Source organism: Streptomyces sparsus (assembly GCF_054776295.1).
Window position 1 is genome coordinate 1 of record NZ_BAAHCA010000049.1, and the last position, 14,214, is coordinate 14,214.

Below are 14,214 nucleotides of genomic sequence, written 5' to 3' on the forward strand. Positions count from 1 at the left end.
CCGGGCGGAGCGCGACCGGTGGGCCACGTCGCCGCGGTGCTGGAGGCCTTCGGCGCGTCCTGCCAGGTGCGGCCGGACGGCTTCCAGGCCACGGCCCCGGCGGGCGGCCTGCGCGGCACGGTCATCGATCTGGCCGACTACGCCGACGTGGAGCCGGTCACCGGAACCCTGACCGGGCCCCACTACTCGGGGGCCACAAAGACCGCTCTGCTCGCCGCGGCCACGGCCACCGGCACCACGGTGCTGCGCAATCCGTATCCGAAGCTCGACACGACCGGTCTGGCGCAGGTGCTGCGCTCCGCCGGCGTGGCCGTCGATCTGACACCCACCGAGATCGTCGTCGAAGGGGCGGCCGGGCCGCTCGGTGCCGCCGAGGTGGCGGTGCCTTCGGACCTGATGGAGGTGGTCACCTTCATCGCGCTTGCGGTGCACCTGCGAGGCGAACTGGAGCTCGCCCTGGACGGGGCCGGGCAGGTCCGCGACGGCCTGGCGCCCGAACTGCGCTACCTGGATCAGATGGGCGTCCCGTTGCGGTGGGGACCGCGGGCCCTGCACGTCGGTGTGCCCGACAGGTTGCGGCCCGCGGACGTCACCGCCGCGTCCCACTTCGCCTACAGCGACGCGCAACCGCTGTTCGCGCTGATGCTGCTGGGTGCCGACGGGCCCAGCCGGCTGGTGGACCTGGTGTGGCAGCAGCGGTTCGGATACGTCCCCGGTCTGGCGCGGATGGGCGCACGGCTGCGGCAGCACGGCAACGAACTCCAGGTGTCACCAAGTGTGTTGCACGCCACCGACACCGTGCTGACGGCAACCGACCTGCGCGCCGCTTCCACGCTGGTGATCGCCGCGCTCGGTACGGGACGCCCTCACCAGGTGGCGGGCGTCGACCACCTGCGGCGCGGCCACCAGGGCTTCGCCGAGAAGCTGATCCGGCTCGGCGCCCGCATCGAAGCCGCGCCGTCCGCGGCACAACCGGCCTGAACCACAACCGATCAGCCGGAACCGGGCTCGGCCCGCGAAGGAGAGGACGATGGCAATGCCCCTTTGTGACTGGGGTGCGATCGAACGAGCAAGGCTGGCGACGTCACCCTTCCGCTGGGCGGTGATGAGCGGGCTGCTGCCCGAGTCGGACGCACGCCGCCTCGAAGAGGAGTTTCCCGCCGAGGGCTTCACGCTCACCGAGCGGCCGAGCGGCACGGCCGGCGGCAAGGGCTACCGCACCCGGAACCTGAAACTTGTCGACGCGTCGGAGCCGGTGCCCGACAACGTGGCACGGCTGAGCCGGAGTTGGCGGGCGCTGCTGGACGGACTGCTGTCCGACGAGTACCGGGCGGCGCTCACCGCGCTCACCGGTCGGCCGCTCGACGACTGCACGCTGGAGGTCCGGGCGGTTCGGTACGGCGCCGGCTCGTGGATCGACCCGCACACCGACCGGGCCGACAAGGCCGTCACACAGACCTGGTACTTCAACTCGGGTTGGCGACGCGACTGGGAGGGAGCGCTGCGCATCCTGGCCGGTCCCTCCGAGGAGTCGGTGGTCGAAGAGGTGCTGCCACGCCTCGGCGATTCGGTTGTCCTGGTCCCCTCCCGGACCTCCTGGCACTCGGTCGCCGCGGTCGCGGACACCGCGACGGACGACCGCCGCACCCTGCTGGTGCATTTCGTGCGACCTGCGAAGGCCGGGGAGGCGATCGCATGACCCGCGACGGCACGACGAGCGGCGGGACGACGGCCGATAGCGTCGGCACCACAGGCGGCGGCACGGCGGCTGGCGGCGCGGCCATGGACGGCCCGGCGGTCGGCCGTCCACCGGGCTGCGGCACCGAGCGGCGGACGCCGGGTGAGGGGGCGCCCGGCTCACCGGACCAGGCCAGGGAGCAGGGCCGCTACCACCGGGAGTTGTTCCCCGCCCTCCTGGACTGGCAGCGCACGATCGACAAGATCGTCGAGTTCACCGGGGACTCCGCGCCCTCGGGGCTGATCGGCTTCGACCAGATGGGGCACTTCGGCCCCAACGGCTGCGACCGGGTGGCCGACGTGATCGGGCAGGCCTTCGCCGGCTCCGCCGTCCGCCTCGTCGAGCTGGGCAGTGGTTTCGGTGGCGCACTCCGACACCTGGCGGACGGACTCCCCGCCCGCGACGTGACGCTGCGGTCCGGCACCGGGGTGGACCTGGTGGCGGAGCACTGCGAGGTGAGCGCCCGCATCAGCCACTCGCAGGGCCGGCGGAACCTGACCGAGCTGTGCGCCTCGGCGGAGGACGTTCCCCTGCCGGACGGCGCCACGGACGTCGTCGTCATCACCGGTTCCGTCCCGCACTTCCCCCGCCCGGACCTGGTGTTCCGAGAGGCGCGACGGCTGCTGAGAACCGGTGGCCTGCTGGTCGTGACGGAGGAGGTGAGCCTGGTGGCCCCAGGCGCCGCACCGGCCGGGGAGTTCCGCCGGCTGCACCCCGAGGGCGTCTTCTTCCTCACCGAACCTGCCGTCCGGCGCCGACAGCTCCGCGACGCCCGCTTCACGTTGGTCCTCGACACGGACCTGGGGCCCTGGGCCACCGCACTGCTGTCGGAAAGGCTGCGTGCCGTCCGGCTGTTCCGGGGGAGCGTGGACACGATCCTCGGCGCTGAGTCGGCGAACCGTGTCCACGACACGCTGGAGACGGCACTCGCCGAGTACCGCGCCGGACGCCTGCTCCCCCGGATGTTCGTCGGCAGAGCCGCCTGATGGCCGCGCCGCGGGAACGTCTCAGTCGTCCCCGACGCCGTTCAGCTGCCATGCGATGGCGGCGGCGGCCCGCTGCACCTGGTGCCCGGTCGCCTTCGGCTGCAACCGATGGGTGGCGCTGACCACGGTGATCGCCGCCAGGGGCGCCCCCAGAAGGTCAACGATCGGGGCGGCGACGGCCACCACCGAGTGGTGGGCTGTGACGATCACCCGCGGCAGTGCCGCCTCCTCCTGGCCCGTCTCCCCGCCCCTCTCGCCGTGCGGTACCGCGGCGCACTCCGCAGCCCGGGCGGTTCCTTGAGGGACGGCGGCCGGTCGGCTGCCGATCGCCCGGGACGCCGCCCGGGACAGCACGAGGTGGTGCTCGTCGTGCCACGGCACGTTGCCCGCGGGCATCGGTACCCGGATGCTGTCCAGGTGCACCACGCCCGTACCGTCCGGCATCGACAGGTAGGCGCTCCCCCGGGTCGCCGCGTGCAGCCCCTCCAGGCGGGGAAGTGCGATCCGGCGAAGCTGCTGGTGCAGCGGCGCCCTGGATCCGAGCGTGAACAAGCAGTGGCCCAACCGGACACCGCGGTTGCCGCGCTCGAGGAATCCGCGCTCCACGAGTTCCTTGATGAGTCGGTGCACCGTGGGCTTGGGCAACCCGGTGCGGCGGGCCAGCTCCGACAGGGTCACTTCACTCTCACCCGATCGGAAGGAGTCGAGCAGGGCCAGGCCTCGGGAGAGTTTCGATCTGGCCGTACCACCGTCGACGTCCCTCGGAATATCTAGTGATATCTGGTCACCGGGGGGTGGCGAGGTCATCAGTGTCGTTCACCTTTCTGTTTCCATGGCCGCACGGCGGTCATGCTCCCCGTTCCTCGTTGCTTGCCCTGTTTTGACCACTCGTCCCGAGTGGACGGCGCCGGCACCGGACCTCAGGGGCTCACCGCGGGTGGATATCCGCGGGGGAGGAACCCCGCGACGTGACAGGTAAGCCCACGATCGCCATACGCGGCGAGCAGGCCCCTCAGGACGTCAACCGCTTCCGTCTCATCCACCCATTCCCCCACGGTCGGCACTCAGCGATTCGACTGCACGGTATTCATGGGGTCAGCCATGGCACACACCCACGGGGTGTTCCCGCTCAGGGCAGCACACCGGTCGGGGTTCTCCCTCCGGTCGCACCCCGTCCGGGACGGTGAGCAATCGAGAGCAGTGAAACCCAGATTGGCCCGGGATTCAAGCATTGCCATCCGGCATGACGCGTCCCCACCCATTTTCACGTTCCGGGAAACGGGCGAGCGAACCGATACCGCCAGCGATCACTGGCGGCACAGCGCGGTATTCGGACTCGCCCGCCTCCTGGAACACCCGGCAGATTTTACTGGCGGAACACCGAACGACCTGGGAGTTCCCCGGTTCAACCACCTCGCTCAAAGAAAGGGCAATTTTTGTGCACGCCCGCCTTTCGCCCGACTATCGATCGAGCCGCAACGAACGGGCGCGGTACGGTCACCTTCTGATTCACGATTCCCACCCCGAGCACCTCCACGGAACCGACGTGACGGAGCCCAGGCCGCTGCCCGTCCTTCCGGCCGCACGGCCGACGACCATGGAGGCGCCGGGCCCGCGGGTCGGCATTCGAGGCAGGGCGGGACGGAACGGGGCAGCGAGGGCCGGACGGAGCGGAACTGTCGACCGAAACCGCTCTCGTTCAGGCAGAGCGAAAAGGCTCGTTTTCGCCCCACGGGCAGGCGCTTGCACGGCACATCCCTACCGGCGACACCGCTCATCCCACGGGAATTGAGGGGAGGCCGAACCACAGGGCATCGGGCAACGATCATCTGCGCCGCTCACAATGAGCGAAACCGCTGCGGAGGCCGCACAGTTCCAGTCACCCGCAGACGGGCCGGCGCTGCCTGATTCCGCAGCTCTCCGACTCACGGACAGCCGGCGACCGCAGCGAACGCGCAGGACCGCGCGAATGCGTGAGCTGTCGACCGGGACATCCTGATCACCGGCCACAGCGGGCCGCAAAGCGGCATCCGGCCGCACGGCGGGGGCATCCCAGAAGCCATTTTCCGCCGGTTTACGCAGCAGGAGTCCACCCTGCCATGGGCCCCCTCCCGCGAGCAGCACCGCCTCCTGGTTGCTCCCTCGGGAAGAGGATGATTTCCCGGTGGGAGGACGGCTGCACCCGGTGAGCACGAGCGCAATGGCGCCCGTCGGATTCCAGCCAATGACGACCACTTCCCTGACGGCCCGATTCGACCACCGGCCCGATCAGTATTACCCGGCAGTAAACCAATGCCTCCGAATAATCGCAGCTCGGCCACCGAACGGACCGCCAGCACGGACCCGGCGGCGGGAGCGGCTGGTGCGGCGCGGTTGATGACCCGCCACCTGTCAGCCATCCGGACGCGATGAGGAGGCCGGCCGAAGCGATCGTGCACGAGCAGTTGATGTCCGTTCGCGTGAGTGGCACGCCCTGTGAGCCGAACACCCTTTGGCCACTGGGCGGGAGCAGGGGCTCGGGCGGTGGCCATGGGCGGTCGGCCCGGGACCGGGCTCAGGGGTGGGGGCGGGTTTCGGTCGTTGTCGTCCGCCCGCGTCGGCCGTACAACCTCACCGCCGGTGCGGTGGTCTGACTGTGGTGAGGGGACGGCGCTCCGGCGCCCGTACGCACTCGCCCGTCTCCTCCGCACGGACACGCGGTCGCCGCCGGCCTCCGCGAGGCGAGTGCGCGGGGAGGGAGTCACACGACCATGGGAACAACGGCGGCCAGGAGCCGCAGACTCAGACTCGGAGCGCTGCTGTCCGCTGCCGCGGTGGCCGCGCCCCTGGCCGTCGCGGCCGGCGCCACGCCGGCCCACGCGGCTCCGGCCTGCACCACCAGCACCGGCCCGTACCAGAAGCAGGTCGAGGGCTTTCTCGGCCTCAAAGTGAACGGCAAGCAGTCGGCCGCGGACTGCCGGGCCATCCAGGGCTTCCAGACGAAACACGGAATCAGCCCGAACATCGGCTACGCCGGCCCCGTCACCTGGGGGGTGATGCGGCTGATGAACAGTCAGAAGGCCGCGGGCAGGAACCCCAACAAGGCCGGTAAGTGCCCCACCAACAAGGGGCGCATCGCCTGCGTGGACCTGACCCGCCAGCTGTCCTGGATCCAGGACGGGAAGCGGCTGGTCAAGGGCCCGGTGCCGGTACGGACCGGACGTGACGGGTACGAGACGCGCACCGGCGCGAAGAAGGTCTACTGGCGCAACAAGAACCACTGGTCGACCCTCTACGACGTCGCCATGCCGTACAGCCAGTTCTTCGACGGCGGCCAGGCGTTCCACTCCATCAAGGGCAGTGTGTGGTCGCCGCCCGGCTCCCACGGCTGCGTCAACATGCGTTCGGGCGACGCCAAGGCCTACTGGGGCCTGCTCAAGAACGGGGACGACGTCCACGTCTACGGCCGCAAACCGGGGACCTGACCCGTATCCCGGCTGGTCCGGGCGGGCGGTGCCGGACGCGGCAAGCACTCCGGCACCGCCCGCGGGTACGGCCGGGCCTGCGCAAGGCCCGGCCGCAGGCGGTGTTCACCCTGTGGCGAGCAGGGATCAGCCGCGGTGCTGTGCGGTCAGGCGTTCCAGCACCGGAACGACCTCGTGCGGGCCGGGTGTGGCCAGCATGTCCGCGTACAGACGATCGGCGGCCTGCTGGAACGACGGCTCGTTGAGAATGCGCAGCAGTTGCTGCTTCAGACCCGCCACGGTGAACTGCTCCCGGTCCATGGCCAGCCCGGCGCCCCGCTCGGTGACGTACGCCGCGGTGACCATGGCGTCACCGCCGTCCTCCCAGGTGACGAGCTGGGGTACCCGGTGCGCCACGGCGGCGGCCATGGTGCCGTAGCCGCCGTGGTGGATGACGGCAGAGCAACTCGGCAGCAGCTGGTTCAGCGGCAGGTAGTCGATGGTCCGGACGTTGTCGGGCACGGTGCGCAGCGACGCGGTCTGGGACTTGTCCAGCGTCGCGACGAGTTCCACGTCGAGGTCGGCGACCATCTCGAGCAGGTCGGACACGGCCACCTCGCTGCCCTTGGCCCGTTCGCGCGCGGTGAGGCCGAGGGTGAGGCAGACCCTCGGGCGTTTCGGCGGTTCCAGCAACCACTGCGGAACGGGGGCGGCCCCGTTGAACGGGACCCAACGCAGAGGTACGTACCGCACGTCGAGGGGCAGCCGCAGGTGGGACGGCATGGGGTCGACGGTCCACTGTCCGACGAGCAGTTCTTCGTCGAAGTCGATGCCGTACCGCTCCGCCATCGGCCGCACCAGGGCCGCGTGCGGGTCGTGGAGAGGCTCCACGCCCGGCCGGTCGCCGAGTTGGCGAAGCGTATGACGCGACCAGGCGAAGTAGTCCGTGCCCCACATAAGGCGAGCGTGGGCGGCTCCGGCGGCGCGGGCTGCCACAGGGGCGGGCAGGAAGGCGGGGTCCCAGAGCACCAGGTCCGGCTGCCAACCACGGGTGAAGTCGACCAGGTCGTCCAGGACGGAGCGGCTGCCCTCCTCTGTCACCTCGGCGGGGAAGTACTTCGCCAACGCAGGCAGGACGCGTCGACGGAGGATTTCCCAGAGTTGGGCGTCGGGGTTGCCGGAAGTCTGCACGGCCTCGGTGATCCGGTCCAGTTGTGCCCGGATGTCGGGTGCCGGGGCCATCATGTCCACGGTCTCTCCGACCTGGACGGCGTTGAGACCGACGGCGGTGATCGCGTCCGCCATCTCGGGATGACTGGCGACACGGACCTCGTGGCCGGCGCTTTGCAGGGCCCACGCAAGGGGCGCCATGGGGTGCAGGTGTGCAGTTGCCGGAAAGACCGCAAACAGGACACGCATCGGCTTACTCCGAGGATCGACGGGGCGGCGTGGGAGCAGGAGAAGGGGGTGCTGCACCGGAGAACCCGCACGGCTGTGGGTGCCGTGCGCTCACCGGTTACGGGAGGTCGTCAGCGCTACTCGCCCGCGGCGGTGGCGAGGGCACGAAGGTAGGTCTCTTCGGCTTGTGTGCCGGTCAGGCTGGGGCCCCTGTCGACGTGGATCTGCGGCACCGAGCGCACGCCCAGACCCCGGACCCGGTCGAGCTCGGCTCGCAGTTCGGCGGCGCCCTCGTCACCCGGCCGGACTCCCACCTCCTCGGCCAGGTCGGCGAGTGTGCGCGGGTCGGCGATGTTCAGGCCGTCGGTGAAATGGGCTGCGAACAGGCGGGCGACCATGGGCTCCGCCAGCCCCTGCCGGGCCGCGGTGGCGACCAGCCGGTGCGCCTCGAAGGTGTCGGCGGCGACGGCCCGGTGGTAGTCGAGCGTCACGCCGTCCTTCAGTGCGTCCCGGGCTGCCTGCTCGGTCTCGGCGACCACGTGGTCGCCGAACATCCCGGCGAGCACCTCCAGCAGCGGCTTGCCGTCGAAGTCGGCGTCCGGCGCGAGTTGGAAGGGCCGGAAGACCACCTCTACGTTGCCGCCCTCGGCCCGGAACCGGTCCGCGGCTCGTTCGAGCCGGACGAACGCGATGTAGGACGCCGCGCAGATGACGTCCAGCACCATTTCCACTGTGACCGTCTTGTTTTCCGTCGTTGCCATGTTCTGAAACCTCCAGTCGGTCGTGGGCGGCCTGGCCGCCCCGTGCGTCGTCTTCTCAGGCGGTCCCGGGGACGGCCGGCCGGTATCGCCCTACCGGCCGCCCCCGCTCTGTTCACGGTCGGCGCTTCACACGCCACTGCCGATCACGGTCGTCGGTCCGTCGGGGGCCGTGGACACCGCCGTGACGGCGGTGTCCTTCGATGTGGGGGCGGACGCCCCGCCCGCCCCCACCTCAGGCTCGGCCCCGTCCTTGTCCGCGGAGACCGGCGGCACCTGCCGGAGCAGGACTGCGGCCAGTACGGCCAGGCCGACGGAGATGACGGCCCCGACCACGGCCGTCAGGTGCAGTCCCTGCACGAAGGCCTCACGGGCGGCGGTGAGCAGTTCCGTGCCGAGCACTCCGGGCAGTTCGGTGGCGGTCGCCACGGCTCCGCCCAGGGTGTCCTGCGCAACGTGGGCGGCATCGGCCGGGACGCCGTCCGGCATGGTGTCGGCGATCTGGTTCCGGTAGACAGCGAAGCCGACACTGCCGAGCAGGGCGATGCCCAGTCCCGCGCCCAGTTCCGTGCCCGTCTCGGATATGGCGGAGGCTGCTCCGGCACGCTCGGGCGGGGCGGCGCCGACCGCCAGGTCGGTGGCGAGTGCGGCCATCGGGCCCAGCCCGAGCCCCATGACGGCCGAGCCGCTCACCACCGCGGCGAGGCCGGATGCCGCGTCGGCCTGGGTGAGGACCAGCAGGCCGCCGGCGGCTACCAGGAGCCCGACCGCCATGACGTAACCGGGGCGGACGCTGCGGGCGATCGCGGGGGCGGACATCGCACCGACCATGAGCCCGGCGGCGTTGGGCAGTGACCACAGCCCCGCGTTCAACGGGGACAGTCCGTGCACCAACTGGAGGAACTGCAGGGTGAAGAGCTGCGAGCCGGCCATGATGAGGATGCCGAGGGTCAGCACGCCGACGGAGGTACTGAAGGAACGGCTGCGGAACAGCTTCAGGTCGACCATGGGGTCGGCAAGCGTGGCCTGTCTGCGGATGAAGAGGACGCCCACGGCCAGGCCCAGCAGCACGGAGGCGACGGGCAGCGGCGCGAGCCCGTCCTCCGCGACCAGCTTGAGCCCGTAGATGACCGCGAGCACGGCCACCAGGGAGAGGACTGCGCTGGCCAGGTCGAGCCGGCCGGCCGAGCTGTCCCGGTGTTCGGGCAGCAGGATCGGTCCGAGGACGAGCAGGAGCAGCATCACGGGCACGCCGAGCAGGAACGCCGAGCCCCACCAGAAGTGGTTCAGAAGCATGCCGCCGAAGAGCGGGCCGAGCGCGCCGCCGACGGCGAAGCAGGTCATCCAGACGCTGATGGCGACGGTGCGCTGGGCAGCGTCGAGGAACATGGTGCGGATCAGCGACAGGGTGGAGGGCATCAGCGTGGCACCGGCGACGCCGAGCAGCGCACGTGTCGCGATGAGGGTCTCGGCGCTGGTCGACAGAGCGGCCAGCACGGAGGCGGTCCCGAACGCCGCCGCGCCCGCCAGCAGCAGCTTTCGCCGGCCGATCCGGTCACCGAGCGTCCCCATGGTGATGAGCAGACCGGCGACCAGGAAACCGTAGATGTCGACGATCCACAGCAGCTGGGCGGAGGTGGGCTGGAGGTCGGCGGTCAGGGACGGGATCGCCAGGTGCAGGACGGTCATGTCCATCGCTATGAGCAGCGTGGGCAGTGCCAGCACCGCCAACCCGAACCACTCTCGTCGCCCTGCGCGGGGCGGTGCCGTCGTACTCATCTGGGTTCCCCCTGGATCGTGGGCCGTGGAATTGCTCCCGGCCTGTCTCTGTCGAACGCTAAAACGTGAAGTGCGGTTGAAGTCAAAGGTCCTGTCAGCGGACCTCGACGATCGCGTACTGGCCCTGCTGCACCAGCCGGGTACGGCCGTCGGTGGCGTCCTTGAGCCATGTGATGACCGCGTACCGGCCCGGCGTCAGCGGGACCTGAAGGACCGAGGACTGCCTTGGGGTCAACGGCAGCGAGCCCACTCCCTTGCTCGTGTCGAAGGGCGGCGGCTCCGAAGGCCATTCGCCGTTGTCACCGAAGGCGTCGAAGTACGACTCGAGTTCGGTCTCGGTGACGTTGTCCGGCAGCGGGAAGAAGACGGCCTCGTTCTCCTGCGGCAACCTGTTGACGAAGCGCCACGGCTGGCCGGCTCGAACCGTGCCCCGCAGCGTGAAGCGCGGCTCACCGGACACCTCCTCGGAAACGAGGGTCGCGGTCGGCGCGAGGGCCTGGCCGGAACCGGTACGGGTCACCGTGAGCCACCGGTACCGGGGCTGCGGGGCGTTCTCCAGGTCGAAGTACTCGAAGAGCAGATAGGTGCCCGGTTCCAGGCGCTGGCTGAACGATCCGGGCAGTCCGGGGTGGGTGACGGCACCTCCCAGCAGGTCCGCGGAGGCGAGCAGGTCCTCCTCCGCCTGGACGACGACAGCCGGGTCGGACGACAGCGTGCGCTGCTGTATGTCGCGGAACCGCTCCCAGGTCACCCCGTCACGCAGGCGGGCGAGGCCCACCAGCCCGGCCCCCGGATCGGTGGTCGTGGTGCGGAAGGTGACCGGACCGGGCGGCGCGGTGGCGGGGGCGGTGAGGCCGTCGGGAGTAATGGTGATGTCCAGGACCTCGGCATCCGAGGCCTGTGGCGTGTGCACCGAAGCGGTAGGGGCGGGCGCGACCGGCACCGCAGTCGCTGCGGGCGTGCCCAGCACCGTCGTGAGGATCAGGGCGCCGGCCGTACCGACCAGCGCGAGCCGAGGCTTTCGATTACGCATGTGACTCCCCTTCGTTGTGGCACCCGACACCCTTCGAGTCGGGTTGCGGTGCATGCCCCCGGGCCCCTCGTGTGAGCGGCAGGGATACGGCTGGTACGGACGGCGGGTCAGCGACGTGCTCGCACCGCGTCTCCGGTTCAGGGACCGGTGCTCGTCGGCACTCGCACACGGCGGAGCTAGTCGGTGGTGTCCACCGGTGGCCGCGCACCCGCTTCGCCGGCCGGCGAAGTCTGTCGGGACTTCCGCACCTTGCTGGAATTCGCGAGTTCACCCGCACCACCGGCGGCGAGAGGAACGGCACAGAATGTCGCACCGTTTTCCCACAGCCAGGATCTGCGATACCGACGGGCACAACAAGCGACTTCACAAAGGCTTGTAGAAGGGAATTCCCACACGGCCGTACAGCGACCGCCGGCGTGCGGGCTTCGGGACCGATCCGCGCTACGGAGCACTCCGTCACCGGCGGCCGCCCGCGCTCACCCAACCGAGTGACCGCTCTCACCTGCTCCGTTTCCACGATGTGCGCGCCGCGCCTCGACGATGCACTCGACGACCGCTCCCCTACGGCCCCGGACACACCGCCCTCCCCAGCGCCGCGTTTTGATTGCCGCGGAGGAATACAGGCGACTCGGACCACTCGTTCCGAGGGAAATGCCGCCGCGTCACCGGCGCCCTGGTCGCATACCGCCGCCGCGTAGGTCCCAGGCCGTGTTGCGGCCGCCCGGACGGTGCGCCCGGGCGACCGTGGGGCGTACGAAAGGGTCACGGAGTGGCAGGCGTGGTAAGCGCGCGGGATTCGGCGGTCCGTCGAATCCTGGCCATGTCACTGGTCTGGTGGACGCTCACCTGCGGAGCGATCCGACGGCAGAGGCCGCTCAGGACCTTGCCGGGGCCTACCTCGACGAACCCGTCGAGGCCCATGTCGACCATCCGGTTCACCGTCTCGGTCCACCTCACGCGCCCGGTGAGCTGGCGGCGGAGGGCGACGACCACCTCGGCCGCTGTCCTCACCCGGTCGGCGGTGACACTGGAGTACATCGGCACGGCCGGATCGCGGAAGTCGGTGGCGCTCAGCGCGTCCGCGAACTCGGCCTCCATGCCGCGCATGAGGCTGCAGTGGAACGGCGCGCCCACGTCGAGCATGATGACCTTGCGGGCTCCGGCGCGGTTCGCCAGTTCGGCGAGGTGCTCCACCGCGCCGGGCCTGCCGGAGACGACCGTCTGCGTGGGCTCGTTGTCATTGGCGATCTCCACCGTCTCCCCCGTGGCTGCTGACGCGTCGGCGCACAGTCGCTCCACGGCGTCCGGATCGAGCCCCATGACGGCGGCCATGCCACCCGGCACCCGCTCGTTGACGGCGGCCATCAGCTCCCCGCGCAGCCGGACCAGCCGCAGGGCGTCCGTCCAGTCGAGCACTCCCGCGGCGACCAGTGCCGGGTACTCCCCCAGGCTGTGCCCGGCGACGGCGTCGGGCACGATGTCGTGTCTGCGCAGCACCTCGGAGGTGACGACGCTGGTCAGGAAGATGGCGGGCTGGGTGACCGCGGTGTCCCGCAGCGCCTCCTTCGGCCCCTCCCAGCACAGTCCGGAGAGCGGGAAACCGAGGATCTCGTCCGCCGCCCGGTAGTAGGTGTCCAGCAGGTCGGGGTGTTCGCGGACGAGATCCAGACCCATGCCGACCTGCTGTGAGCCCTGGCCGGGAAAGACGAATGCGGTGCGGTTCATGATGGTCCCTTCATGGGTGGGTGGTCGAGCGAGGGCAACCGTCGCCCGGGGCGCCGGAGCCGCGCTCGGCCGGCGTACCAGCCGCGCACGAGCGGGCGCGCTCCGGCAGTTCGGCCGGTCCGTCCTGCGGTGGTTCGTACCGCTGCTCCACGGCATGCATGGGGCGGGACGGGCCCGCGGGGGGCGAACTGTAGGGCGAGTGGGAAGCGGGCGAGTCGGCAGTCGACGCACCTGCCGCCCGCCCGGGGCTCCCCCAACCCCCTCCGCTGTCACGGAAGTGCACGGCGCGGCGTTCTGCCCGTGCGTGACACCCTCGGCTGCCCGAGCGGTGGCCGTGGCGCAGGCGGGTGGCGTTCCGCACCGTCGGCCGTCCAGGGATCAGCACTCTGGCACCAGCCTGCTTCGCTCCCGCCGCGGGTACAAGACCGCCCGCCACAGGACTCTGTAAGGGCGTGTCAGGTTTCCGCAGCCGCGTGCGAGCAGTGTCAGCAACCGGTCAGAGTTGTGTGGGGGCAGGACGGGAAGGGGTGCCGCCGTGGTGCCCGGGCTGTCGGGAAGCGCCGGTCGGGACCGGCCGCGGCCCGCCGCGTCGGACCGGGGCAGGAGCTTGCGGAATGCCTCGGTTGGTGATGTGCAGCACGCGGCGGTTGAGGGCCATGAACGGCTGGATCAACCCGTCCACGAAGATCAGGAAGACGAGCGTGCCGACGCCGACCGGACCGCCGAGGAGATAGCCGACACCGAGCAGCAGCGCTTCCACGGACGCCTTGGCCAGCCAGAAGGGTGCCTTCCAGCGCTGGGTCATGGAGATGACGAGCAGGTCCATGGCGCGGATCCCCGTTCCGCTCATGATGATGAGTGATGAGCCGTAGGCGCACAGCAGCACGGCGATCGCAAGGGAGAGCACGCTGGTCAGGGCGGAGAGGTCCAGCAGCAGGAACAGGTCGATCAGACTTCCGCACAGGAGGAACGTGACGAACGGCGAGAACACCGGCCGGCGGCGGTTCCAGACCGACCAGACGGTGATGCAGACGACGGCGATGAGGGCTTGAGCGATCCCGATGGTCAGCGGGAGGTGCTCCAGCAAGCCCAGCGAGAGCACGTCGAGCGGATCGACGCCGAGCCCGGCGTGGATGAAGAGGGTCGCACCGGCAGCGAAAAGCACGCATCCTGCCAGGTAGAGGCTGTAGCGCACGGCGGCATCGCGTCCGCTTCCGGTGCGGTGGGGCTTGTCGGCGTTTCGGCGGTCGGGGGTGTCGCAAGAACTTTCCGGCACGGGTCGTCCTCGAATCTTCAATGGGCGAGGGACTGCGAGCTGGTGAGGGCGGCCCGGGCGGGGTCGGGCGAGCGACCC

General features: G+C 70.5%; 11 protein-coding genes. 4 read left to right on the forward strand and 7 right to left on the reverse strand.

The genetic code is table 11. From position 1 onward, the window contains the following. The 3 genes from ACYVE9_RS05600 to ACYVE9_RS05610 all read left to right on the forward strand — a co-directional run. Window positions 1-981 (forward strand): hypothetical protein (locus tag ACYVE9_RS05600; RefSeq protein ID WP_461026589.1); only part of this gene is annotated, 981 nt, incomplete at its 5' end. Window positions 982-1,030: 49 nt separating this feature from the next. Beyond that, window positions 1,031-1,699 (forward strand): 2OG-Fe(II) oxygenase, encoded by a 669-nt coding sequence (locus ACYVE9_RS05605; RefSeq protein ID WP_461026590.1) that lies wholly within the window; start codon window positions 1,031-1,033, stop codon window positions 1,697-1,699. Next, entirely contained in the window at window positions 1,696-2,724 is a 1,029-nt protein-coding gene (locus tag ACYVE9_RS05610) for a class I SAM-dependent methyltransferase (protein WP_461026591.1), read from the forward strand. The genes ACYVE9_RS05605 and ACYVE9_RS05610 overlap by 4 nt, the downstream gene beginning before the upstream one ends. Before the next feature lie 21 nt (window positions 2,725-2,745). On the opposite strand, the gene ACYVE9_RS05615 is transcribed toward ACYVE9_RS05610, so the two are convergent. Continuing rightward, window positions 2,746-3,531 carry an IclR family transcriptional regulator gene (locus tag ACYVE9_RS05615; RefSeq protein ID WP_461026592.1) on the reverse strand — a complete coding sequence of 262 codons (786 nt, stop codon included), beginning with the start codon at window positions 3,529-3,531 and terminating at the stop codon, window positions 2,746-2,748. A gap of 1,943 nt (window positions 3,532-5,474) precedes the next feature. Here ACYVE9_RS05615 and ACYVE9_RS05620 point away from each other — a divergent pair. Beyond that, window positions 5,475-6,188: a L,D-transpeptidase gene (locus tag ACYVE9_RS05620; RefSeq protein ID WP_461026593.1), complete on the forward strand. Its 714-nt coding sequence runs from the start codon at window positions 5,475-5,477 to the stop codon at window positions 6,186-6,188. Between the two features lie 126 nt (window positions 6,189-6,314). Here the strand turns inward: ACYVE9_RS05620 and ACYVE9_RS05625 are convergent, their stop codons facing one another. The 6 genes from ACYVE9_RS05625 to ACYVE9_RS05650 all read right to left on the reverse strand — a co-directional run. Continuing rightward, window positions 6,315-7,586: an activator-dependent family glycosyltransferase gene (locus tag ACYVE9_RS05625; protein ID WP_461026594.1), complete on the reverse strand. Its 1,272-nt coding sequence runs from the start codon at window positions 7,584-7,586 to the stop codon at window positions 6,315-6,317. Window positions 7,587-7,702: 116 nt separating this feature from the next. Then, window positions 7,703-8,326: a DsbA family oxidoreductase gene (locus ACYVE9_RS05630; protein ID WP_461026595.1), complete on the reverse strand. Its 624-nt coding sequence runs from the start codon at window positions 8,324-8,326 to the stop codon at window positions 7,703-7,705. A gap of 126 nt (window positions 8,327-8,452) precedes the next feature. Further along, window positions 8,453-10,102: an MFS transporter gene (locus ACYVE9_RS05635; RefSeq protein WP_461026596.1), complete on the reverse strand. Its 1,650-nt coding sequence runs from the start codon at window positions 10,100-10,102 to the stop codon at window positions 8,453-8,455. A gap of 94 nt (window positions 10,103-10,196) precedes the next feature. After that, window positions 10,197-11,135, reverse strand: a complete 939-nt coding sequence (locus ACYVE9_RS05640) for a hypothetical protein (RefSeq protein WP_461026597.1) — start codon at window positions 11,133-11,135, stop codon at window positions 10,197-10,199. A 762-nt stretch (window positions 11,136-11,897) separates the two neighbouring features. Further along, entirely contained in the window at window positions 11,898-12,860 is a 963-nt protein-coding gene (gene fabD, locus ACYVE9_RS05645; protein WP_461026598.1) for an ACP S-malonyltransferase, read from the reverse strand. A gap of 496 nt (window positions 12,861-13,356) precedes the next feature. Beyond that, window positions 13,357-14,214: YczE/YyaS/YitT family protein (locus tag ACYVE9_RS05650; RefSeq protein WP_461026599.1), on the reverse strand; the 858-nt coding region annotated here is incomplete at its 5' end.

Bases quoted from the DNA above. Each gene is read 5' to 3' on its own strand.
- ACYVE9_RS05605 (WP_461026590.1), top strand. From the start codon at position 1,031: ATGGCAATGCCCCTTTGTGACTGGGGTGCGATCGAACGAGCAAGGCTG.
- ACYVE9_RS05610 (WP_461026591.1), top strand. From the start codon at position 1,696: ATGACCCGCGACGGCACGACGAGCGGCGGGACGACGGCCGATAGCGTC.
- ACYVE9_RS05615 (WP_461026592.1), bottom strand. From the start codon at position 3,531: ATGACCTCGCCACCCCCCGGTGACCAGATATCACTAGATATTCCGAGG.
- ACYVE9_RS05620 (WP_461026593.1), top strand. From the start codon at position 5,475: ATGGGAACAACGGCGGCCAGGAGCCGCAGACTCAGACTCGGAGCGCTG.
- ACYVE9_RS05625 (WP_461026594.1), bottom strand. From the start codon at position 7,586: ATGCGTGTCCTGTTTGCGGTCTTTCCGGCAACTGCACACCTGCACCCC.
- ACYVE9_RS05630 (WP_461026595.1), bottom strand. From the start codon at position 8,326: ATGGCAACGACGGAAAACAAGACGGTCACAGTGGAAATGGTGCTGGAC.
- ACYVE9_RS05635 (WP_461026596.1), bottom strand. From the start codon at position 10,102: ATGAGTACGACGGCACCGCCCCGCGCAGGGCGACGAGAGTGGTTCGGG.
- ACYVE9_RS05640 (WP_461026597.1), bottom strand. From the start codon at position 11,135: ATGCGTAATCGAAAGCCTCGGCTCGCGCTGGTCGGTACGGCCGGCGCC.
- fabD (WP_461026598.1), bottom strand. From the start codon at position 12,860: ATGAACCGCACCGCATTCGTCTTTCCCGGCCAGGGCTCACAGCAGGTC.